The organism is Verrucomicrobiia bacterium, assembly GCA_035495615.1.
Classification (GTDB): domain Bacteria; phylum Omnitrophota; class Omnitrophia; order Omnitrophales; family Aquincolibacteriaceae; genus DATJFP01.
Genome location: DATJFP010000042.1, coordinates 1 through 20,455 on the forward strand (window position 1 = coordinate 1; position 20,455 = coordinate 20,455).

Below are 20,455 nucleotides of genomic sequence, written 5' to 3' on the forward strand. Positions count from 1 at the left end.
GGTTGTGCGCAAAGCGCATCGAATTTTGAGCACTCAAGAACTAAATGAGCTTGGTGCAATCCCTGTCAAAGGAAAACAATAGTAACCGGACCGGGTCCGGCGGGGAAGGGTTAAGCTAACCCCTCCCTTTGGGACCCGGTCCCGTAACAAAAACAGGTTGAATAGGGGAGAGATTCAATGATTGGTGACCACATGAGCAAAAAAGTGGATTTTTTTAGAAGATTACGAATGATTTCTTTCGATAACCAAAGGCAATTTGGAAAGACCCCGAAAGAGATACCCCAGAAAAAAAGAGAGAAAGAGGGGGCGCTGAGTTATCCAAACTTCCCCCAAGGGAATGATGCTTCCCGGCGGTCTGATGAAACGTGTGACATGAGGGTTTCTCAAAAGTATTGGGATAACCTTTGGAAGGAAGAACGAGTTTGTGTTAATCCAGGAAAGAAGCAAAAAAGAAATAAAATAATACCTGATCACTGGAAAGCGGGTATCGAATTGATGGAATGGGCCTGAAAAAATAAAGGTAAGTGCCGGGTTCACGCCTGAAATAATGTTAACCAAGGAGAAAATATGAAAAAATATTTATGAATAATGGGGACGGTTCTGGCGGGGACAGACTTGGAACGGAAGTGGCTGTGTCCCTCTCAGAACCGTCCCCGATTTTTGAAAAGAAAGAATAAGGGGTCAGACCCCACGTTCTATTATGATGATTAAAAGCGGCGGATCGCGATGATGGATACGGCATTTTGGCATCGAAAATGGGAAAAGAATGACATTGCATTCCATGGAAGTGAAGCCAATCCGCTCCTGGTGAAATATTTCGACAAGCTCTCTTTAGCCCGGGAAAGCCGGGTGTTCTTGCCGCTATGCGGCAAAACGCGGGATATCAGTTGGTTTCTTTCCCGAGGTTATCGTATCGTGGGATCGGAACTGGTGGCTCTGGCTATCGAGCAATTATTTGCGGATCTCGATATGGAATTCGAAATAACCCGCGCTGGAGAGGCGAAACGTTATAGCGCAAAAGATATCGACATCTTCGTCGGAGATATCTTTTGTTTGTCCAAAAGCCTGCTGGGTCCGGTCGGCGCCGTTTATGACCGGGCAGCTTTGGTGGCACTACCCAAAGAAATGCGTAAACGCTATGCGGCACAGGTCCAGGATGTGACTCGTGAAGCGCCGCAGCTGCTCATTTCCTACGAATATGACCAAGCGCAGATGGAAGGGCCTCCTTTTTCTATCAGCGGCGACGAAATCCGGGAGCGCTATGGGAGCTATGACGTGACTTTACTTGAAAGCGTCGCTGTGCCGGGCGGATTAAAAGGAAAATGCGCGGCCAGCGAGAATGCATGGCTGTTGTCGACAAAAAAATAAACAAGATAGCGGTACCGATAGCGGTACCGGTTCTCTGGGGGACAGGTATGAAACCCGTCCCTGGCAGAACCGGAACAAAAGGGGTCAGACCCCACTGGGGACAGGTCTAAATAAAAAGGACATGATTGAAATGATGCAACGATTGATAAAGCCGCTTTTTTGGACTGTGTTCGGCATGGCTCTCTTTTTGCCGGTCCCAGCGCTGGCGCTCACTCATGAGCAATTGCTCGAGTATAAAAAGGAACTGCGGGCCGTGGACCTCGAGTATCTCAGCCAGCTCAAGGAGAGAATGCTCGAGATTAAAAATGGGGACGGTTCTGGCGGGGATGGATTTGAAGCGGATACGAATGTAGCTGTGTCCCTCTCAGAACCGTCCTTAATTTTATTCCTTACCGGATATCGTGAAACGGTCCTGGTTTTACCGCCACGCATCCCAATAAGTGTCAATGTCGCTTCTTACGGGATCCCCATATATTCCGGAGAATCCTTGAATCCCGTCCTCTGTGAAATTGAAGGGGGTCACGCCGCCGCCCTGATGATAAATCGTTAGACTAATAGAATAAGTATCCAACCACGGCCATGCGGGCGGTGTGACTGTAATGACATAGCCGTCTTCTGTGTCTAGTCCGTTATAGAGGTTCCGCTTGGTTACGCTTTTAACAATGCCGTTCGGATCGGTCTGAAGCGAGCGGAGGGTGTCCCATGTCTGGGTGGAATTCTGGCCGCTGGGCCTCGTATTGGTTTCGATTTGATGTTCATTGACGGATCCTGTGAATGACCCGTCGGCATTCGTTTGTTTACTAACCTGCGTCGTGTTGGCTATGTTTTTTGTCCATTCCCACTGCCACGTCCGGGTTGCAGTATCCCAACGATTTGCGACGTGCGTGTCAGTGCTGGTATGCGAAACCGTGGTCGAATTTAAAAAACTCCAGCTGAAAGTTTTGGTATCAATGGTTTCAAGGCCGAGCATCCATCGGGTTTTGATTTCTTTTTGAGGCTTGGTCATTCCCGTGCTGGGCGGATAATAATAATGCTCTAAACGGGTGCCCCGCTTCTTGCTGTCCGCTTGGTCGGCCATGATGTCCTGCTTCGTAACGTCCACAAGCGACCAATTTTCATTAAGGTCATACGAGGCATAATTACCATCCGGATCCGGCATGGTAATCATTTCGAGTTTGGTATATTTTTCAAAATTTTTATGCTTCACAGGCGCGCTCGCCTCATCCACGGGTTCCCACACCAGCGTATTCCGAGTTTCGTGATATCCCGTATCGTCATGATTCGTAATACTCCGGTCCCAGTCCTCGATCAAGGTTTCATCTCCTGAAATTTCCGTTAATTTCCATTTTTCTTCGCCTTGATCCCAGAGATGTTTTTTATTGATTTCGATATCCGTTGTTTTTTTATCCTTCACAGTGCCCGTTTCATCGCGGCTTTTAAAGTGAGTCGTTTGGGTGCCGTTATCCCAGCTGATGTCGGTATTTTCCTGCAGATGCCCGTTAAAAGTCATGGAGTTTTTGTAACCCCATTTTGTGGCATCGGAGCTTGTTTTGTACCAGGATTCATCTAATGAGTCTGTAAGATATTTCTGTTCTCCGGCGCCGGCATATTTACGGACAGTAGCTTGCCGGGTTTCAAATTCGAGAATGTATTCCACCGAGCCGTCGTTTTCAATATCCGGCCATTGCATTTTTTCGATTTTTTGATGATTCCCCCAATCGATGTCGTCGCCGTCTTGGTACAAGCTCCATGAGTCCTGCGAAACTCTGCTGCCGCTGCGGCTTTTGATTTTGTATTTTTCCGCACCGGAGTCCCAATCATGGTCTTGCTGTTCATTAGTATCGGTATTCGTTTGAACTCCCGAGCCGTTTAGCGATTCGGTATGGGAATATAAATCGGTGTGCTGATGGCCTTGGCCGTCCCAGCTCATGTTGGTTTCGCTGCCGACATTTCCGTTTGAAAGAAAGGTGCGGATAATTTGGTAGCCGGATTTCCTGCCGTCGTCGTCATTGTCACGCCACCACGATTCGTCGTGGAGGACACGGCCCGCTCCGTCGGTAATGTACTTCGAATAGCTGTTGTTCGAAGTGATAACCGCATCCGAGCCTTCCTGAAATTCTTCGCTGTCGTTACGGGATTCGTAAGTCGCTTCATAACCGCCGTCCGCATTGAAGGTGGCGTTCCATGTGGAATGCCAGGAATATTCGGATTTGGAGCTCAGGATCCAGTCATCATCCACGCTTGCGCGGTACCATGACTGATTGAGGCTGTGGCCCTCGTCGAGCGAATGATTCTCGTCCGCCGTTGATTCGCTCCAGCTGGAAGAGTAAGACTTACTCAGCCCGTCGCTGCTCGTCCATGTCCACCAATAGGGGCTTGCCTTCGTGCCGTCACCGCCGGATGTCGGCGGCTCGGGCGCGGGATTCTCTTCCGGCGCGGGCTCATCCCCGGCCTCGGCCGGTGCGGAGGTTTGTGCCGCCGTCGCGCTTAACGGATTGTCTTCCAGCATCCCGGGCATCGACGCATCCAAAGGGATTTCCGTTTCGGAAGTACTGGACTCTGTCTGACTGGCTTCTGTGAAAGCGGTATTTTCTTCGTCGCTGGGAGCGGCGTATTCCTCCGTAAACTGAGCCATGGCGCAAGGCATGAGCGCGGGATTGAAAATCTGAAGCATGAAGACTGCACAAAAAATTGCGAGTGTATTCAAGCGGGTGGGCATCCTATCCTCCGTAGCGGCTTATTTTATGACTAACAAAAGAGTAGAAGGCCGTCCAGTAAATTTCAAATAAAAACAATCATTAAATAGTAATCAAATTCATTATATAGCTAATAAATCGAACAAAAATAAAGTAACCGGACCGGGTCCAGCGGTGAAGGGTTAGTCTAACCCCTCCCTTTGGGACCCAGTCTCGTACTGTATTAAATCCCTTTGCCGAGGCGATCTCCTGTATAGTGGATGCAGTGTTCTTTCCCTCCCATCATCCTCAACCTTGAGAGGCCCTTATGGCGCAATCCCAGCAAAGAAGTGGAAACAAAGGCACGGGCAAGAAAAAGGCCGCCAAGTCGCTTATGGAAAAACGTAAGGACAAGCAAGCCAAGCAGGCCGCCAACAATTCGCGCGGCTGGTAAAACCTGTCCCCAAAGGGGACAGGTCCCTCTGAAAGGATAACGTGCATAACCAGGTGACAATTGAAGCTGAGGGAGACGTTGCGGTGATCCGTGTGAAGGGCGCGGTGACGGTGCCGCTTGTCCGGGAATCCCATGAACGGCTGCATGCGCTTATCCGCGAGAAGGGGCTCAAAAAAGTGCTTTTTGACGGTTTGGAAATGGCGGTGCCCGCCACCGACATTCCGCTCGAGCTGTGGAAGCTGGACCAGCAGCGGGAAGGACCGAAGCTCAAGCGCGCCATCGTGTTTTCTCCCGACACCCGCCTTGCTTATCATGCGCGGCTGGCCTTTGCGGAAGATGATTTTTCCCTTTTCCACGATGTGCCGTCCGCCCTGGCATGGCTCGGCAAAAAATAACGGGTAATAAAGGGACAGTCCCCCTTGGGGACAGGTCTAAATAAGAACGGGGGCAGTCCCTAAGGACTGCCCCCGTTGTTTTAAGGCTTACTTCCGGAGTTTAGTTTGGCGCTCCGATTTCCAGTAGATAAAGGTACCGGTTCCAAAAGTGCCGGGTTCAATTGTAACCGGACCGGTTCCGGCGGGGAAGGGTAAGGTCTACCCCTCTCTTCGGGCCCCAGTCCCGTTTACGCACACATCCGGAAGGGGGGCTTTTCTTTGTAGCCTCTGGAGCTAAGAGTGCCCAGTGTAGTAAATGGAAGGCCTGTTCTGGAGAGGAAGGCACGCGGCTTTCCACTCTTTGATGCCGCCGGTGTAAGCGCTCGCATCGAATCCTTTGGCCGCAAGTTTTTCCGCCGCGCGCAAGGCGCTGTTGCTTCCGGCGCCGGAGCAGTACGTGACCACCGGCATGGACGGATTAATCTCGATCAGCCGGTCAAGTAACTCTGCGAGGGGAATGCACCGCGATCCTTTGATGAATCCGAGCGTGTGCTGCGCCGGAGGCAAAACGTTCACGAGCTGAATCGATTCTCCTCTTTGAAGCCTTCCGAACAATTCATCTTTGGTAACCACTTTTGCTTTGACTGGCGCGGAGCTTTCATTGGTCTCTGGGGTCATGAATGTCCTTTCAATTTTCTTGTTTGGCGGAAATATCGGAATCACGCAGCCTTGCCGCTGGGGGCGGGCCTTCGTCCCAGTTCCCATGCTTCGATTAGATCTTCCATGTCGTCTTCGTGGTCCTGGTCATAATTGAGTTTGGGAACGTACATGCCGGGGATGCAATCCTGCAAGGACGCTTCGGGCGCGCGTTCTTCGATGTTGGGTTCCGGCGTAATTTTGCCCGGAAGGTCTTCGCGCCGCGGACTGGGCTCGTTTGCTTCTCGCCTTATCTGGATCATGAGGCTCTCCTTGTGATGGATTTTGCGGGCCTTTTCCGTGTGAAAGGCAAAAGGCTCAGCCGAAGGCCCGTGAGTGGGGAATGTTTGGGCCGAAAGAAGCGATTCGGAGGAAAGTAGGACTCGGCCGCCATCAGAAAAGTCGAGGCTTTCTTCGAAACCAGCGGGGTCGAACGTGAGATCAACCCGATAAACCGAGTATGACAGCATAAGTGGGGCAATCCCAGCTTTATTCCCGCCATTAAGGAGAAATAAATAAGGGGACAGTCCCTAGGGACAGGACACGGGGACAGGGCATGGGGACAGGCCCCTATGGAGTGGAAAGTGGGCCTTTGAGGCGCGGTTAAAGAGACTGGGGTTGTGAGGATCCTTCTTCCTGATTAGATTTACGGGAGGAGGATTTTTTTATGCCCAGAAGAGCTCGAAGCAAGGTCCTGGACGATGGATGCTATGCGCATGTGTATTCGCGGGCGCTGGAAAGGCGGAATATTTTTCGCGAGGGCGATGATTTCCAGTGTTTCAAGCGTCTGTTGACTGATACGAAGCAGAAATATAGTTATCGCATCCATCATTATTGTCTTATGAACACGCATTTCCACCTGGCGGTCTCGGTCCATCAGGTCGCGGCATTTTCGGCAGCGCTTCGGGAGATCAAGCAAGATTACGTGCGCTGGTATAACGAAAAATATGAGCACAAAGGACCTGTCTGGTGGGGGCGATTCGGAAGCCGGCTGATCCAGGACGAGACGTACCTGCTCGCGTGCGGCACTTACATTGAGTTGAATCCCGTGAAGGCCGGCTTGGTTGCGGCGCCCGAAGAATGGAAGTATAGTTCGAGCTGCCATTATTTTCTTGGGAAAAAGGATGATTTGATCGATGATTATGACTGTTCTGCCCGCGCCGATCTCAGGGAAGTTGAGTCCGGCGATTATATTGGATCCCGCCAATTTGTTTTTGATAAACAGCGGGCCTTGAGAGAATAGACGGTGCAATAATGGGTCTATTCTCTGAAACCCTAGGGCTGCTTCGCTGAAGTGCCGGGTTCAGGCCCGCAATAATGTTAACCAAGGAGAAAACATGAAAAAATATTTAGGTTTTTTTGTGACCATCCTGTTTTTCATGACGATTGCGGCGGTTTCCGCGCATGCGAGCCTGGATCAGGCCGTGGCCACTGTAGGCGAGGGGGCCGTGCAGTTTCCGGTCGGGCTGGTGAAACTGGTCGGCGGGATTTTGTGGACGGTCGGTGAAGTGATCGCGCTGCCCTTCAATATGATTTTTTAGAATAAAGAAGGGATTTTTTTGGCGGACAAGAACCGACTGCGGGTCATGACTTACAACGTGCATAGCTGCCGGGGACTTGATTTCCGGGTCCGGCCGGAGCGCATTGCGCGCGTGATCCAGGAGTATGCGCCCGATCTGGTCGCTCTGCAGGAGCTCGATGTGAACCGGCGGGGCAGCGGGCGTTCGGACCAGCCCAAAGTCATTGCGGAAGCCCTTCGAATGCACTGCCACTTTCAGCCCGCGGTGATTTTCGAAGGGGAACATTACGGGATTGCCGTCCTCAGCCGCTACCCGAGTGAAGTCGTCAAGGCGGGACATCTCGTGGGCCGCGACAGGCCGTCTCTTCTGCGGGCCTCGTGGCTGGATCCTTTTTTCGAACCCCGGGAAGCGATCTTTTGCCGCGTGCAGGCGCCGGGGGGCAGTCTCTATTTCATGAATACGCACCTCAGCCTCAGGCCGAAAGAAAGGCTGGCGCAGGCGGAGTCCCTGTTCGGAACGGACTGGATGGGCGCCCTTCCCGATCCCTCGCTTCCGGTTATTTTCTGCGGCGACTTCAATGCCGGGCCGGATTCCGCGGCCGGCAGGCTTTTCGAGCGGGATTTTGATGAAGCGGGAAAGTCGGTGAGGGGCGCGCCCCGGAAAACCTTTTTCAGCTTCCTGCCTGTTTTTCAAGTCGACCGGATTTTTTTTAAAGGCGATGTCCGGCTCCTTGACACCCGGATTCCCTCGACGCCGCTGACGATAAGCGCCTCCGACCATTTGCCCATGATCGCGGATTTCGCTTTGAACGAGGTCTCTCCATGATGCATTTCGATCTTAATTTCACTTCGCTTATTTTGCTTTGCTTCCAGATCTATATGATCGTGACGATCTTTTCCCTCCTGCTCGATAACCGTGAACCCGCGGAAACCTTCGGCTGGGTCCTTATTTTTATTTTGATGCCGGGCCTGGGCGTCGTGATTTATTACTTCATAGGCCACAACGGACGGAAACGGTACAACCGCGATAAAAAGCTGCCGCAGGTGGTCGCCAAAAACCTCATCGCGATCTTTAAGCCGCTCGCCGCTGCCCAGGCCGGCTTCATCAACAGGGTCAAGAATCCGGAGAGGACCTACCAGGACGACATGATGCAGCTGCTTTACCGGAATTCAAAGTCGTTCGTCACCGCGAACAATACGGTGGAATTTTTTCACAACGGGCGGGCGAAGTTTGACGCCCTGTTCGCGGACATCGAAAAGGCGAAGCATTTCATCCACATGGAATATTTCATTTGGTATTCGGGCAAAGATCCCGTGGCGCAAAAAATGAAAGACCTGCTTATTAAAAAGGCGGCCGAAGGGGTGGAGGTCCGCATCCTTTACGATTATTCCGGCTGTTTTTTCACCCTCAGCCCTGCCTATAAGCGGGAACTCCGCAAGGCCGGCGTGAAGATCTATCCTTTCTTCAATTATCTGTCGGGATTCAGGTTTCACACCATGAACCACCGCAATCATCGCAAGATCGCGGTGATCGACGGCGCCGTCGGGTATACGGGCGGGATGAACCTGGGGCAGGAGTACATCGACGGCGGAAAAAAATACAAATCCTGGCGCGACACCCACATGAGACTCACCGGCGGATCGGTGAACGTGCTTCAGGCGGTTTATGCGATCGACTGGTTCAATACCACAAACGAAGAAACGTGTTTCGATTTGAACTATTACTCCGGAATCGAAGAAAGCGCGAAACCCACAGGCGAGCTTCCCCTGCAGCTGCCGACCTCGGGCTATGACACCCAATGGCCCGCGCTGCTGCATCTTTTTTTTACGATGATCACGCTGGCCCAGAAAAACATCACGATCGTTTCGCCGTATTTTGTGCCCGAGGCCAGCCTGCTTGTCGCCTTGAAGACGGCGGCCCTTCGAGGGCTCGACGTGACGGTCCTCATGACGGGCATCCCGGACAACCCGCTGCCTTACTGGGCGGCGTTCTCCTATTTTGACGAACTCCTGAAGGCCGGGGTCAAAATCTTTCAATACCAGCAGGGCTTCATGCACGCGAAGATGATCTCGATCGATGGGAAGGTGTGCTCCGTGGGCACGACGAATTTCGACATCCGCAGCCTGAAGCTCAACTATGAGGTCAATGCCGTTTTCTACGACGAAGCGACGACCCGAAAGATCGACGATCAGATCAAGCTCGATCTCAAAGCCTGCAAGCAAGTGGAGCTTGCGGAATTCAACCGCATTTCCGTGGCGGCGAGACTGCGCAATTCACTTGCGCGCCTTCTGGCGAACATCATGTAACCGGAGCGGCTGGCGGAAAAGGGTCAGCTTATAAAAGGGGAACGGTTTGGAATTGCCCAAGACACTCCTTTGTGACTTCCGTCACGGAAAAACAGGGCATCGAACTGTTATATTCAATAAAAAACCAAGAGCTTAAATAACCCAAAGCGGGAAACAGACACTTGTGAAAGAAGGCTCCTGAAGCCGTGCCTGTCATTTTCGCTTCCGAAGGGAGGTCTTCGATGGATCCAGTTCATTTTCACCTCGCGGTCAGTCATGCACCCCTTGCCGCATGTTTCATCGGTCTTGCGCTCACGGGGCTTGGATTGATCATCAAAAACCCGGATTTCGAAAAGGCGGGGCTCGGAATCATCCTTATGGGGGCGCTCGTCATCGTTCCCGTCTATTTTTCGGGCGAGAGGTCCGAAGAGCGGATGGAGCATTATCAGGGGATTTCCGAAAGCAGGATTGAAGCGCATGAGGAGGCGGCAAAGCCCGCGCTCGCCGCGTTTCTCACGCTCGGCGCCGTTTGCGCGGCCGCGCTTTTTTTTAGCCGGGATCCCGCCAAGCTGCGCGCGGGGTCGATCCTCGTCCTCGTGTTGTCGGTGGGGGTGTTATTTTTCCTCATCCGCGTTTCGGCCCTGGGAGGGCAAATCCGTCATACGGAAATTACCGAATTAAAGGTACCCCTTCCAAAAGCGCCGGGTTAGAATAAAGGGCGCTCTGCCAATCCTAAAAAGCTGCTTGCAAGAAAGGTTCCCATGCTTCGGGTTCTGATCACCGGTGTCGCCGGGATGATGGGGTCGCACATGCTGGACCGGCTTATGGCCGAAGGCGCCGAGGTCATAGGCATCGACGATCTCTCTGCCGGGAAGCTGTCGCACATCAATTCTCATCTCACGAGTCCGCGGTTCCGTTTTGTCCAGGCGGATGTGCGCGATTTCGAGGCGCTTTCCGCGGCGGCGGGGGAGCGGCTGGACTGGATCCTGCATTTTGCGGCGATGAAGAAATGCGGGGAGTCCGGAGACGCGCTGGCAACCCTGCAGGTGAACGGGGGAGGCGCGGAGAGCTGCCTGCGGCTCGCGTGCCGGACGGGCGCGGCGGTGCTGCTGGCCTCCACGGCCGATGTTTACGGCCTTTCCACAGAACTTCCCTTCCGTGAAACGGGCGACCTCGTGCTGGGCGTCCCCGGCACCAAGCGATGGGCCTATGCCGCCTCCAAACTCTACGCCGAATCCCTGGCTCTGGCCTACGCGAAGCAGGAGAACGTGCGCGTTGTCGTGCTGCGTTACTTCGGCGGGTTCAGCCACCGCTCGTGCTTCGACTGGCGCGGCGGCCACGTGCCCGTCTTTGCCGACCAGGCCCTGCGCGGTGAGCCCTTCACCATCCACGGCGACGGCCTGCAGACACGCTCCGCCACTTCCGCTCTTAACCTGGTCGAGGGGACATGGCTCGCCATGCGCACGCCCGCGGTGGGTGAAATCCTGAATATCGGAGGCGATGAAGAAATAAGTGTCATCGACACCGCGCGGCTGATTCATCGCCTCGCGGGAAAAAACGGCGAGCCGGCCTTCCAGTTTATCCCCATGGCAAACATCTTTGGCGAATACCGCGAAATTCCGCGCCGCCTGCCGTGCCTCGAGAAGTCCGCGCGGCTGCTGGGCTATCGTCCCCGGTACCGCCTGGAAGAGGCGCTCCAGTCCCTCCTCGCTGAAAGGCGCCGCGAAATTTCCCTTCAGCCCGCATGAAGCCCGCTCTCCATCTCATCGTTCCGGTCTTCAACGAAAGAGCGAATGCGGAGACTTGGATGGCACGCACCGCCGAGATCCTTCAACATCTGGAGAATTACCGGCCGCGGCTGATCTTCGTCGACGACGGGAGCACCGACGGCACGGCCGATGCTTTGCGGCAGGCCTCGCGCGGACAGGACCTGACGGTTCTGTCGCATCCCGTCAACCGCGGGCCTGGCGCCGCGGTTCGCACCGCTTTCGAGTGGCTCCACGGCTCGGTCCGCGACGAGGATGCGGTGGTCACGCTGGAAGGCGACAACAGCAGCAATCTTGCCCTGATTACGGACATGCTCGAGCGCCGCGGCCAGGGAGCGTCGCTCGTGCTCGCCGACCCGGAAGCGGCGGGCGGCGGGTTTGCGGCCGTGCCGGCCTGGCGCATCGGCCTGAGCCGGGCGGGAAATTTTGTGACGCGTTCGCTGTTCCGTGCGAAAGGCCGCGGAAGCCTGAGTAATTTTTTCCGTCTTCACGGAGGCGAGCTCATCCGGCGTCTGCAGGCGTCTTTCGGGCCGGGCATCGTGGAGTCCGACGGCTTCGCATGGGCTGCCGAAATTTTTTTTAAGGCGTCGCTTACCGGAGCACGGCCCGAGCGCGTGCCGACGCGTATCGACTGGACCGGCCGCCGGGGCGGAAGCAAAATGCGCGTCCTGCGTACCGCGGCAGGTTATGCGCAGCTTTTCTTCTCGGTCCCGCGCTGGCGGCGCATGGCCGGCACGTCAGGACGCATGCCGTGAAGATCGCCATGACCAGGCGCGTGTGGATTTTTTTTGCGGCCGCCAGCCTTTGTTATATCCTCCCGCATATCCTCTATTTTTCGTACATGGTGGCAAGCCTGGGCAACGACGAAAACTTCATGACCTGGCTGGCCGTGTTGAAACACCCGGAGTATTTCAAAGGCGATTTCGTCCAATACTATGCTCCGCTGAAGATGGCCAGCTCTTTGATGCCGCACCTCGTCCTTTTCTTGAACCGGTTGGGCCTTTCGATCGGAGCCCTGCATCTGGGCCTGATGGCGTTTCAGCTCATCGCGCCCGGCTTTTTTTATGTCCTCGCGCTGCGGTCTTTGGATGCGGGCGAGAGCGTCATGGTCTGGACGCTGGCCCTTCTCAGTGGATTTCACGCATGGAACTTGTCCCACTACATCGCTTATTATCCCGTTCCTTACGACGCCTATCTGGCGGTTCCCTTTTGCTGGGCCGGTCTGTTTGCCTTGACGCGCAGGCACATGCCCGCCGCCGGACTGCTGCTTGCGCTGGGTTCCTTACTTCACGCTGCCTTCGGCATCTATGCCGTGGGCGCGGGCGCGATTTATGCGCTGGTCGACCGCGAGGCAGGAAGGAGTCCTGCGATCTGGCTCGCTTTGGCTTGCGCATCGGCCGCCGCATTCATCTTTCCGAGCCTGGCGATGGCTTCCGTGCCTCAGGCGGGAAAAGCCGCGGTGATGGACGCCCTGCGCCATAATCCGCACATGACGCCCTGGAGTGACCCTTTCATGGGAACGCAGCTTTTTTGGGTCGCCCATCTCGTGATGCTGTTGTGGATCTCGCGGCCCGCATGGAACGCTTTCGGCCCGGCCTACGAACGCCTCATCCGCGCTTCATGGATCGCGGCTGTTCTTCTGATGGCCGGCCAGCCCTTGGGCCACGCTCTCGAAATCCCGGCCCTCATCCGTCTGAATGGCTTGCGCGCCCCGGTTATGGCCTGGGCCGTGACGCTGCCGGTCCTTGCGGTCTGGCTCCTTGGCCAGATCCGCTCTCCTTTCGGTCACCTCCGGTTTCTGGCGGCTGTCGTCACGGCTCAGATTTGCCTGGGCCGATGGGACGTTTTGCCCGTCTTTCTGCTTGCCGCCGCGGCGGGTCTGCAAAAGCGCGGCCTGTCTTCTCCCGCGCGCACGGCTGTCCTCAAAGGAGCCGCGGCTGTCTGGACTATTTTCTGGATCAGCGGTTATTCTCCCGCCCTCCAGCAGTTTCTCGTTGAGGGTGCCTTCAAAGGTTCGTTTTCCTTGCCGTTTTTTTTGGAAAAATTACACGCCAACCGCACACCGGTTGCGCTGGTCATGCAAAGCGCCGTCGCCGCGGCCGGCTTTTTGAGCGCGTTACGCACGCCCTGGCCTGTCGTGCTGGCCGGCTTTATCGGTCTTCAGGCCGGCAACAATGCCCGGCTTTTTTCGGCGCCGATCCGCCGCGACATGTATGCGGCGCAGATCTGGGCGCGCGAGCATACCGAGCCCGGGACGCTTTTTCTGGTCGACGGCATCTCCTGGCGCACTTATAGCGGCCGTGCCGCGCAGCTGGGGACACGCGCGGGACCCTACTATTACGTTTATACGGGTGACGCACGCCTCCGCGCCCTTGACGAGAAAGTGACCGCTTATCTTTCCGGCATTTCGCCGGAACAGCGCAGCGACGTGGGCGTGTGGATTCGTTTTGCCCGGTACATCGGCGCGGATTATCTGGTGCTGCGTTCGGCCTTCTTCGGCGTTCCGGACTTTGGCGTTCCGCCGGTTTACCGGAACGGCACGTACCTCATTTACCGGATAGGGGATCTGGCGGCGAAATAAAGGGGGAAGTTTCTATATCCCTCCTCCGCGCAAATTTTTTGATACAATGCCTCCATGAAAAAAGGCGGCATTCTGATTCTTGCGTTGTTTTTATTTCTGACCGAGGCGTGGGCGGACTTGTCCTATCCGTGGGAATTGAAGCGCGACCTCGAAGGTATCCAGGTTTCCACGCGCCCGGTGAAAGATTCTCCCATTCTGGAGTTTCAGGCGGAAACCGTGATCCACGCGCCGCTCGAAAAAGTCATCCCTCTTTTTGAAGACACCGGCCGGATGACGGAATGGTTTTACAAATGCAAGGAAGCCCAACTCCTTAAGCAGGAATCCGCGGACGAAGCCAACGTGTATTTTGCGGCCGACCTGCCCTGGCCGTTTGCGGACCGCGACGGCGTTTACCGGCGCGTCAAAATGACGGCCGATGGCGCCGTGGTTTATAAGCTTGAAGCCGCAAGCGGCACTTATCCGCGCCAAAAAGGAAGGGTCCGCGTGACTTATCTCGACTCCGAGTGGCGTTTCACGCCGCGGTCGGACGGCGTCACCGCGGTTTATTACCGCATCCATACGGCCGCCGGAGGGTTCATTCCTCCCGGCGTCATCAACCGCTTTACCGTCTCTCTTCCTTTTAAAACGCTCAGGAAATTCCGCGCCCTTCTGGAAGAATAAGAGCTGCTGCGTTGAATAGGCTTCGCGGAAGTGCCGGGTTAAATCAAAGGGGACAGCCCGCACGGGACTGTCCCCTCTATTTATCGAAAACTTCCTTCCGTGAACAAACGCCTTTAACGCGGTGGGATCGATAGCGTGATAAGCGTCAGGTCGCCATCCAGGATAAACAGCTGATTGTCGTGATAGACATAGCTCAAGCTGGAGATGTCGTAAGACGCGCCGCCGAGGGTAATCGTCGAAACCGTGGACGGCCACGCTGCGGTGACCTCATTGCTGTTTCCGAGTTGGAACCACACGATCGCCGTCGGCAGGGACAATCCTGAATTGGGATCTTCGTGATTGAATGCGACGCTGAACCGGGTCGGATCGCCCTGCACCCAAACGACGTTATAATTCGCAGCTTCCGGTTGATTGCCCACCGTCACCCCTTGAGAAAGAGCATGGCTCGACGCGTCTTCAACCTGGGGAGGGAGTCCCAGCCGGTCCCGAAGCATTTGCAAATCCGCCTCGTTAGGGACATCGTCGCCGTTGGGGTTCGGGGCCGGCGCCGCCGGCTTGCCGACATCAAAGGTGGCCAGCGTCAAATCGCCGTCTAAGATCAGCAGCTGCCCCTCGTGATAAATGATGGTGAGGTCCGCGGTGTTGTAGGTCTGGCCGCCGATCGTGACCTGAGTGGCGGTTTCCGGGTACCAGGTCGCGGTGACGGGGCCGCTGCCGCTGATGTCGACGGCGAGCATGCCGGCATAACCCAGGATCCCGTCGCTCGTGTAAAAGCCGATTGTGAAATGCGTGTTGTCCGACCAGATGACATCGTATTGCGCGGCCGGATCCTTGCCCTGAATCTGGATCGGAGTGGGAACGGATTCCAAGCCGCCCTCATTTTGATTGACCGGCAGCTTATCGAGCTCCACATTTTCAGGCAGGATTTCGGTGAAAGTGGTTTGATCCATGTCTTCTTTGACGGCGTAATAGTCGTTTTCGATCCGGACGAACACGGTCTTGTCGTCCACGGCGACATTTTGCTTTTGAGCTCTGTCTTTGAGATTGTTGATGCTTTCCTGTTCGGTGACCACGTTATTTTTCAGCAGGTCGGCGACGTTATAGTCGACATCCTTGATTCTGACGGACTTGGGTTTATCGGCAGGCGCCTGATCGTCGGCGGCCGCGGAGGTCAGTTGGACGCCGTCCACCGGAACCGTGCCCGACTCCTGGACGGACTCTTCAGCCGCGGGAGCCGCGGCCTTCTCGGCCGTCGTGGTGGGCTGGGCCGGGTCATTTTCCGGAGCGATGGGCGTCGTTTGCAGGGCCAGGGCCGGACGCCCTATCAAAAGGCATGAGCTGAATAAAAGCATGGCGAGCATTATTTTTTTTGTCATGGTGAACATGGGGTCCCCTTTTTCTGAGTCGAGCGGATTTTAAGGCTATTGGAAAGGTAATGCCTGTTTGAGCGGCATGCAATAGACCGGGAGGGAAAAAGGGGAGGCTTGCGTCCGATAAACCAGCGAAAGAATAAGGGACAATTCCCCTGGGGACGGCTTCCTGTTTTATTGCTATATTGCTACATCTAACAGAAGGAGGCCTTTATGAAATACGTAGAAGGATTTGTGGTTCCGGTTCCGAAAAAGAATCTGGCGGCTTACCGCCGGCATTCCATGCAGATGTCCAAAGTGTGCCGCAAGCATGGCGCGATCGAACATGTCGTGACTTGGGCCGATGATGTGAAGCCGGGAAAATGGACCTCCTTTCCGCAGAGCGTGAAACTGAAACCGGGCGAAACGGTGGTGTTTGCTTACACGGTTTTCAAATCCAGAGCGGCCCGTGACAAGGCCTGGAAAAAAATCATGAACGATCCTGCCGTTCACAAAATGATGAAAACCCAAATGCCTTTTGACGGCAGGCGCATGTTCTGGGGCGGCTTCAAAAGCATTGTCGATGACTGAAGCGTAAGGGATATCCCTTCCGACTCGTCCTAAAGGCCTATTGCCACCCTGGGAACAGGCCTGAAAAAGTAAGCGCTGTGTGACGTCCGTCACAGGCATTGCCGGTGGATTTTTGTATAGTAACCTTGCCGGATTATAAAGCCGAAGGGAGGCCGCAATGGAGACTATGAAAGTGTCGGAACGTACAAAGGTGTGGCCGAATATCATTTTTTTTGCTGTGACGGCGCTGGGGGCCGTGGTGGGCGTTCCGTTTTACATCGCCCGGCACGGGGTTGATCCGTTCCTCATGGCGATGACCGTTTTTTATGTTTTTGCCACGAGCATGAGCATCACGGTGGGGTATCACCGCCATTTTTCGCATTCGGCCTTCAAGGCAACCCCTCTTGTGGAATTTCTCTTTCTTTTTTTCGGCGCGGCCGCTTACGAGCAGTCGGCCTTTTATTGGGCTTCCCAGCACCGCAGCCACCATCTGTATGTTGATACCGACCAGGATCCTTACAGCATCAAGAAGGGATTTTTCTACGCCCACATCGGATGGCTGCTGTTCTGGAAACATCCCGAGCATTTTGAAAATGCCGGGGACTTGCAGCGAAACCGGCTTGTGATGCATCAGCATCGATACTATCAGCTTTGGGCGGCGGCCGCAGGGATCGTCATGCCGCTTTTGATCGGATATTTTTACGGCGATATGGGCGGCGCCTTCCTTATTCTCGTATGCGCGCGGCTTTTCCTGGTGCACCATGCGACCTTTTGTATCAATTCCGTCTGCCATATGTTTGGAAAGGCGACTTACGACATTTATTCCTCGGCCAAAGACCATTGGCTTGTGGCGTTTATCACGAACGGGGAGGGGTATCACAATTTCCATCACCGTTTTCCGGGAGACTACCGCAATGGCGTGCGCTGGTACCAGTGGGACCCGAGCAAATGGCTGATCGTGCTTCTTGCAAAGGCGGGCCTTGTGTGGGATTTAAAACGCGTGTCGGGGTTCCGCATTCTGGCGGCAAGGCTGTCGGCCGAGAGGCAAAGGACGGAGGACCGGTTGAATAACATGGCCCTGCCGAATCTTGCCCTGTTTCGGGCAAAATTGAAATCCCATTACGAGACGGCGGTGGAAACTTTGAGCGAATGGGAAAATTGCGCCAAGGCCTATAAGCAGACGGTGGTTCGCCCGCGGCTCGAACGCTATCTCGAGAACAGACGGGAAGCGGCCTTTAAAAGGATGGAGGCAAGACGCCGGTTCCGGGAAAGTTTCCATCAGTGGAAATCCTTGCTGAAAACCTGCAGCTAACCCTAAACAGGACGAGCATGAGAACTCACCATTCGGAACGTCACCGCACTCAGCGCGTGGGATGGCTGCGCGCGGCGGTTCTCGGGGCCAATGATGGCATTGTGTCGACCGCAAGCCTGATCGCGGGAGTGGCGTCGGCCCATGCCGCGCGCGGGGATGTCCTGATCTCCGGCATTGCCGGCCTTGTCGCCGGGGCCATGTCCATGGCGGCCGGAGAATATGTGTCCGTGAGTTCACAGGCCGACACGGAAAAGGCCGACTTGACCCGCGAAAAGCGGGAGCTGGAAACGGACGCGGAGTACGAGAAAAAAGAACTCGCGGGCATCTACGAAGAGCGCGGCCTTACTCCGGAATTGGCGGGGCAGGTGGCGGAGCAGTTAATGCAGCACGACGCGCTCGGCGCCCACGCGCGCGACGAGCTGGGGATCACCGAGGGATTTGCCGCGCGTCCGGTCCAGGCCGCGTTTTCCTCCGCCGGGGCTTTTTCTTTCGGCGCGGCCCTTCCGATTCTGGTGGCTTTGGGAGCTCCTGAGTCCAGGATTGTTCCCGCGGTTACCGGGACGGCGCTTGTGTGTCTTGCCTTGATGGGCGCGCTGGCGGCGCGGGCAGGCGGGGCCCCGGTCTGGAAAAGCGTAACGCGCGTCGTTTTTTGGGGCGCCCTGGCCATGGGACTGACAGCGGCCGTCGGAGCGTTCTTCGGAACCGTCGGGGCTTAGAACTGCCGAATTACAAGTTGAGCGTAAGGGGAAAGCAAGCTAAACTAGGCGCTCATCTGGGGCGCGTCACGCCGGCCGCTTTTATCAAAACAAAGGAAATGATATGAAAAGAGAATTTGCCGTACTCGCATGCATCCTTGCCTTCTCGGGTTGTGCCAGTGCCGGGAAAACCAAAGCGTGGCAGGAGGATGGGCTTTATTATTCCGTTTATGCTTCCGAAGGTAAAAAAAGCGAGAAGCGCCAGGAAATTTTAAAGCAGCATTCGGAGTGGCCGGAGGATGTGCGGCAGAACGTGCAAAAGGGAATTGTGACGGCGGGAATGACCGAAGACCAGGCGCTCTCCGCTTACGGCAAACCGCTCGAAATTCTGGAAAGCAAAGAAGGGCAGAGCCCGAGCGAAGCGAATGCCGATGAATCGAAGGCCGAGCCGAAAGAACATGCGCTCTGGCTTTATCCCGAGACTTACCTGGTTTTGGACGACGGTGTGGTGGAAAACGTCGAAGACGTCATGAAGATCGAAGTGAAGCATTCCCTGATCGATAAAATCCGCAATTGGTTCCACTGATCCGCTTGCTTTAAGAGGAGACAGGCCCCTTAGAGTGAGGCGTCTTGGGGCGGGGTTAGAAGACCGGAGCCGTGATCATCCTTCTTCCTGATTCAATTGACGGGAGGAAGGATTTTTTATTGTCGAGGACTGAAACGAATCTGTTTTCATGGATTCGATGCGAAGGAGAAAGACATGACGACTCAAACTCATAAAGTGAATCTTGTGACGTGCCTCTGGTTCGACAAGAATGCCGAGGAGGCGGCGAAGTTCTATGCCGCGACTTTTCCGAACAGCCGCGTCACCGCGGTGCATAAGTCGCCGGCCGACTATCCCAATGGAAAGGCCGGCGATGTTTTGACCGTTGAGTTCACGGTGCTCGGCCAGCCTTTTATCGGGCTGAACGGCGGCCCCGGAATGCCCTTCTCGGATGCGGTTTCGTTTCAGGTGTTCACCGAAACGCAGGAAGAAACCGACCGCTATTGGAATGCGATCGTGAAAAACGGCGGACAAGAGAGCGCCTGCAGCTGGTGCAAGGATAAATTCGGCCTGAGCTGGCAGATCGTGCCGCGGGCGCTGATGGAGGGGATCTGCGATCCCAATACCGCCTCCGCGAAGCGCGTGATGGAGGCGATGATGGAGATGACCAAGATCGATATCGCCAAGATCGAGACCGCCCGGCGCGGATAAGTTCCGATTAGAGCGGAGACAGATTGCGAGTCAGCGTTTTAATTTGTACTCATAACCGGGCAGAGATGCTTCGTGATGCCCTGAACGGGCTTTTCGGCCAGGTCCTTCGCGCGCCGCTCGCGGCGGAAATCCTTGTCGTCGACAACAACTGCACGGACTCGACTCCCGCCCTCATTGACGAGCTTTCCTCGAATTCTCCCTGGCCGCTCCGCCGCATTGTCGAAAAAAAACAGGGCGTGAGTTACGCCAGGAATTCCGGCATCCGCGAAGCGCGGGGCGAACTCGTAGCGTTTCTCGATGACGATATCCTCCCGGAAAAAGATTGGCTGCAGGGGATGGTGGACGTTTTCGACGGCTTCCAGGCGGATGCCGCGGGCGGTCGCATCTCGCCACTTTTTCTCCAAGAACCTCCGGCCTGGTTCAAAGACCCGCGCATGGACGGGGATCTCGACGGAGTGCTGGGACGCCTGGCCCTCTCTCCCGAGGCGTTTGTCACGGAAAAACCGAGGTACGATATGTTTTACGGCGCCAACATGGCCTTCAGGAAAAGCGTTTTCGACGAAGTCGGATATTTCCGGGAAGATCTGGGAATCGTGGCGGGAAAGCGCGGCCTGTCCGAAGAAACGGAAATGCTTCGAAGGCTGTTGAAGCATGGGAAGAGAATTGCGTATACGCCGCATGCCCATGTCTGGCACAAAATAACGCCCCGGATGATGACGGAGGCGTACGTGCGGAAGTGGAAATATAATAAAGGCGTATCCGTGGCCATCGCCGCAGGGGCGCGGGGGCTGCCGCCCGCGTGGCTTTTGAAGGAATGTCTTGGAAATGCGGCGGCGTCGTTCTTCAAACGCCTGGGCGGCGATCTTGTCGAGGCGCGAAAGCGCGAATATCAGTT

At 55.3% G+C, this 20,455-nt stretch carries 23 protein-coding genes; 19 read left to right on the top strand and 4 right to left on the bottom strand.

Translation table 11 applies throughout. The features are described 5' to 3' along the window. The first annotated feature begins 192 nt into the window (after nucleotides 1-192). Nucleotides 193-510: a hypothetical protein gene (locus VL688_05935; GenBank protein ID HTL47587.1), complete on the top strand. Its 318-nt coding sequence runs from the start codon at nucleotides 193-195 to the stop codon at nucleotides 508-510. A gap of 219 nt (nucleotides 511-729) precedes the next feature. Further along, a complete protein-coding gene (tmpT, locus tag VL688_05940; protein HTL47588.1) occupies nucleotides 730-1,368 on the top strand; it encodes a thiopurine S-methyltransferase in 639 nt (212 codons plus the stop codon). A 418-nt stretch (nucleotides 1,369-1,786) separates the two neighbouring features. Here tmpT and VL688_05945 read toward each other — a convergent pair whose 3' ends face one another. Then, entirely contained in the window at nucleotides 1,787-4,087 is a 2,301-nt protein-coding gene (locus tag VL688_05945) for a hypothetical protein (protein ID HTL47589.1), read from the bottom strand. A gap of 284 nt (nucleotides 4,088-4,371) precedes the next feature. On the opposite strand from VL688_05945, the gene VL688_05950 reads away from it, so the two are divergent. Further along, entirely contained in the window at nucleotides 4,372-4,497 is a 126-nt protein-coding gene (locus tag VL688_05950) for a hypothetical protein (GenBank protein ID HTL47590.1), read from the top strand. An 83-nt stretch (nucleotides 4,498-4,580) separates the two neighbouring features. After that, nucleotides 4,581-4,892: a hypothetical protein gene (locus VL688_05955; protein ID HTL47591.1), complete on the top strand. Its 312-nt coding sequence runs from the start codon at nucleotides 4,581-4,583 to the stop codon at nucleotides 4,890-4,892. A 273-nt stretch (nucleotides 4,893-5,165) separates the two neighbouring features. Here the strand turns inward: VL688_05955 and VL688_05960 are convergent, their stop codons facing one another. Together VL688_05960 and VL688_05965 are read right to left on the bottom strand one after the other, a co-directional pair. Next, nucleotides 5,166-5,636: a rhodanese-like domain-containing protein gene (locus VL688_05960; protein HTL47592.1), complete on the bottom strand. Its 471-nt coding sequence runs from the start codon at nucleotides 5,634-5,636 to the stop codon at nucleotides 5,166-5,168. Further along, nucleotides 5,591-5,830 (bottom strand): hypothetical protein, encoded by a 240-nt coding sequence (locus VL688_05965; protein ID HTL47593.1) that lies wholly within the window; start codon nucleotides 5,828-5,830, stop codon nucleotides 5,591-5,593. The genes VL688_05960 and VL688_05965 overlap by 46 nt, the downstream gene beginning before the upstream one ends. 404 nt (nucleotides 5,831-6,234) lie before the next feature. Here VL688_05965 and VL688_05970 point away from each other — a divergent pair, with 404 nt between their 5' ends. The 9 genes from VL688_05970 (at nucleotide 6,235) to VL688_06010 (ending at nucleotide 14,379) form a co-directional block, all read left to right on the top strand. After that, nucleotides 6,235-6,810, top strand: coding sequence for a transposase (locus tag VL688_05970; protein HTL47594.1), 576 nt, complete (start codon nucleotides 6,235-6,237; stop codon nucleotides 6,808-6,810). Between the two features lie 94 nt (nucleotides 6,811-6,904). After that, the gene (locus VL688_05975) at nucleotides 6,905-7,108 is read left to right on the top strand and encodes a hypothetical protein (GenBank protein HTL47595.1); all 204 of its coding nucleotides are present in this window, start codon (nucleotides 6,905-6,907) and stop codon (nucleotides 7,106-7,108) included. Between the two features lie 18 nt (nucleotides 7,109-7,126). Next, nucleotides 7,127-7,912, top strand: a complete 786-nt coding sequence (locus tag VL688_05980) for an endonuclease/exonuclease/phosphatase family protein (GenBank protein ID HTL47596.1) — start codon at nucleotides 7,127-7,129, stop codon at nucleotides 7,910-7,912. After that, a complete protein-coding gene (gene cls, locus VL688_05985) occupies nucleotides 7,909-9,393 on the top strand; it encodes a cardiolipin synthase (GenBank protein HTL47597.1) in 1,485 nt (494 codons plus the stop codon). The genes VL688_05980 and cls overlap by 4 nt, the downstream gene beginning before the upstream one ends. 221 nt (nucleotides 9,394-9,614) lie before the next feature. After that, entirely contained in the window at nucleotides 9,615-10,082 is a 468-nt protein-coding gene (locus VL688_05990; GenBank protein ID HTL47598.1) for a hypothetical protein, read from the top strand. Nucleotides 10,083-10,133: 51 nt separating this feature from the next. Beyond that, the gene (locus tag VL688_05995; protein HTL47599.1) at nucleotides 10,134-11,120 is read left to right on the top strand and encodes an NAD-dependent epimerase/dehydratase family protein; all 987 of its coding nucleotides are present in this window, start codon (nucleotides 10,134-10,136) and stop codon (nucleotides 11,118-11,120) included. After that, on the top strand, nucleotides 11,117-11,893 hold the full coding sequence (locus tag VL688_06000) for a glycosyltransferase family 2 protein (protein HTL47600.1): 777 nt from the start codon (nucleotides 11,117-11,119) through the stop codon (nucleotides 11,891-11,893). Before VL688_05995 ends, VL688_06000 begins: the two co-directional genes overlap by 4 nt. Further along, nucleotides 11,890-13,719 (top strand): hypothetical protein, encoded by a 1,830-nt coding sequence (locus tag VL688_06005; protein HTL47601.1) that lies wholly within the window; start codon nucleotides 11,890-11,892, stop codon nucleotides 13,717-13,719. The genes VL688_06000 and VL688_06005 overlap by 4 nt, the downstream gene beginning before the upstream one ends. A gap of 54 nt (nucleotides 13,720-13,773) precedes the next feature. Next, nucleotides 13,774-14,379 carry an START domain-containing protein gene (locus VL688_06010; protein HTL47602.1) on the top strand — a complete coding sequence of 202 codons (606 nt, stop codon included), beginning with the start codon at nucleotides 13,774-13,776 and terminating at the stop codon, nucleotides 14,377-14,379. 113 nt (nucleotides 14,380-14,492) lie between these two features. On the opposite strand, the gene VL688_06015 is transcribed toward VL688_06010, so the two are convergent. Next, a complete protein-coding gene (locus VL688_06015; protein HTL47603.1) occupies nucleotides 14,493-15,764 on the bottom strand; it encodes a hypothetical protein in 1,272 nt (423 codons plus the stop codon). 198 nt (nucleotides 15,765-15,962) lie between these two features. Between VL688_06015 and VL688_06020 the strand changes: the two genes are divergently transcribed. The 6 genes from VL688_06020 to VL688_06045 all read left to right on the top strand — a co-directional run. Beyond that, nucleotides 15,963-16,319: a DUF1428 domain-containing protein gene (locus VL688_06020; protein HTL47604.1), complete on the top strand. Its 357-nt coding sequence runs from the start codon at nucleotides 15,963-15,965 to the stop codon at nucleotides 16,317-16,319. 157 nt (nucleotides 16,320-16,476) lie between these two features. Further along, nucleotides 16,477-17,610: a fatty acid desaturase gene (locus VL688_06025; protein ID HTL47605.1), complete on the top strand. Its 1,134-nt coding sequence runs from the start codon at nucleotides 16,477-16,479 to the stop codon at nucleotides 17,608-17,610. A gap of 17 nt (nucleotides 17,611-17,627) precedes the next feature. Next, on the top strand, nucleotides 17,628-18,326 hold the full coding sequence (locus VL688_06030; GenBank protein HTL47606.1) for a VIT family protein: 699 nt from the start codon (nucleotides 17,628-17,630) through the stop codon (nucleotides 18,324-18,326). A gap of 103 nt (nucleotides 18,327-18,429) precedes the next feature. After that, nucleotides 18,430-18,891 (top strand): hypothetical protein, encoded by a 462-nt coding sequence (locus VL688_06035; GenBank protein ID HTL47607.1) that lies wholly within the window; start codon nucleotides 18,430-18,432, stop codon nucleotides 18,889-18,891. A gap of 174 nt (nucleotides 18,892-19,065) precedes the next feature. Further along, nucleotides 19,066-19,560 (top strand): VOC family protein, encoded by a 495-nt coding sequence (locus tag VL688_06040; protein HTL47608.1) that lies wholly within the window; start codon nucleotides 19,066-19,068, stop codon nucleotides 19,558-19,560. A gap of 65 nt (nucleotides 19,561-19,625) precedes the next feature. Next, the coding region (locus tag VL688_06045) for a glycosyltransferase (GenBank protein ID HTL47609.1) at nucleotides 19,626-20,455 on the top strand (830 nt) is incomplete at its 3' end.

Bases quoted from the DNA above. Each gene is read 5' to 3' on its own strand.
- VL688_05990 (HTL47598.1), top strand. From the start codon at position 9,615: ATGGATCCAGTTCATTTTCACCTCGCGGTCAGTCATGCACCCCTTGCC.
- VL688_05970 (HTL47594.1), top strand. From the start codon at position 6,235: ATGCCCAGAAGAGCTCGAAGCAAGGTCCTGGACGATGGATGCTATGCG.
- VL688_06020 (HTL47604.1), top strand. From the start codon at position 15,963: ATGAAATACGTAGAAGGATTTGTGGTTCCGGTTCCGAAAAAGAATCTG.
- tmpT (HTL47588.1), top strand. From the start codon at position 730: ATGGATACGGCATTTTGGCATCGAAAATGGGAAAAGAATGACATTGCA.
- VL688_05965 (HTL47593.1), bottom strand. From the start codon at position 5,830: ATGATCCAGATAAGGCGAGAAGCAAACGAGCCCAGTCCGCGGCGCGAA.
- VL688_05995 (HTL47599.1), top strand. From the start codon at position 10,134: ATGCTTCGGGTTCTGATCACCGGTGTCGCCGGGATGATGGGGTCGCAC.
- VL688_06040 (HTL47608.1), top strand. From the start codon at position 19,066: ATGACGACTCAAACTCATAAAGTGAATCTTGTGACGTGCCTCTGGTTC.
- VL688_06030 (HTL47606.1), top strand. From the start codon at position 17,628: ATGAGAACTCACCATTCGGAACGTCACCGCACTCAGCGCGTGGGATGG.
- VL688_06010 (HTL47602.1), top strand. From the start codon at position 13,774: ATGAAAAAAGGCGGCATTCTGATTCTTGCGTTGTTTTTATTTCTGACC.
- VL688_05960 (HTL47592.1), bottom strand. From the start codon at position 5,636: ATGGGAACTGGGACGAAGGCCCGCCCCCAGCGGCAAGGCTGCGTGATT.
- VL688_06035 (HTL47607.1), top strand. From the start codon at position 18,430: ATGAAAAGAGAATTTGCCGTACTCGCATGCATCCTTGCCTTCTCGGGT.
- VL688_05975 (HTL47595.1), top strand. From the start codon at position 6,905: ATGAAAAAATATTTAGGTTTTTTTGTGACCATCCTGTTTTTCATGACG.
- VL688_05950 (HTL47590.1), top strand. From the start codon at position 4,372: ATGGCGCAATCCCAGCAAAGAAGTGGAAACAAAGGCACGGGCAAGAAA.
- VL688_05945 (HTL47589.1), bottom strand. From the start codon at position 4,087: ATGCCCACCCGCTTGAATACACTCGCAATTTTTTGTGCAGTCTTCATG.
- VL688_06015 (HTL47603.1), bottom strand. From the start codon at position 15,764: ATGTTCACCATGACAAAAAAAATAATGCTCGCCATGCTTTTATTCAGC.
- VL688_06000 (HTL47600.1), top strand. From the start codon at position 11,117: ATGAAGCCCGCTCTCCATCTCATCGTTCCGGTCTTCAACGAAAGAGCG.
- cls (HTL47597.1), top strand. From the start codon at position 7,909: ATGATGCATTTCGATCTTAATTTCACTTCGCTTATTTTGCTTTGCTTC.
- VL688_06025 (HTL47605.1), top strand. From the start codon at position 16,477: ATGGAGACTATGAAAGTGTCGGAACGTACAAAGGTGTGGCCGAATATC.
- VL688_05935 (HTL47587.1), top strand. From the start codon at position 193: ATGAGCAAAAAAGTGGATTTTTTTAGAAGATTACGAATGATTTCTTTC.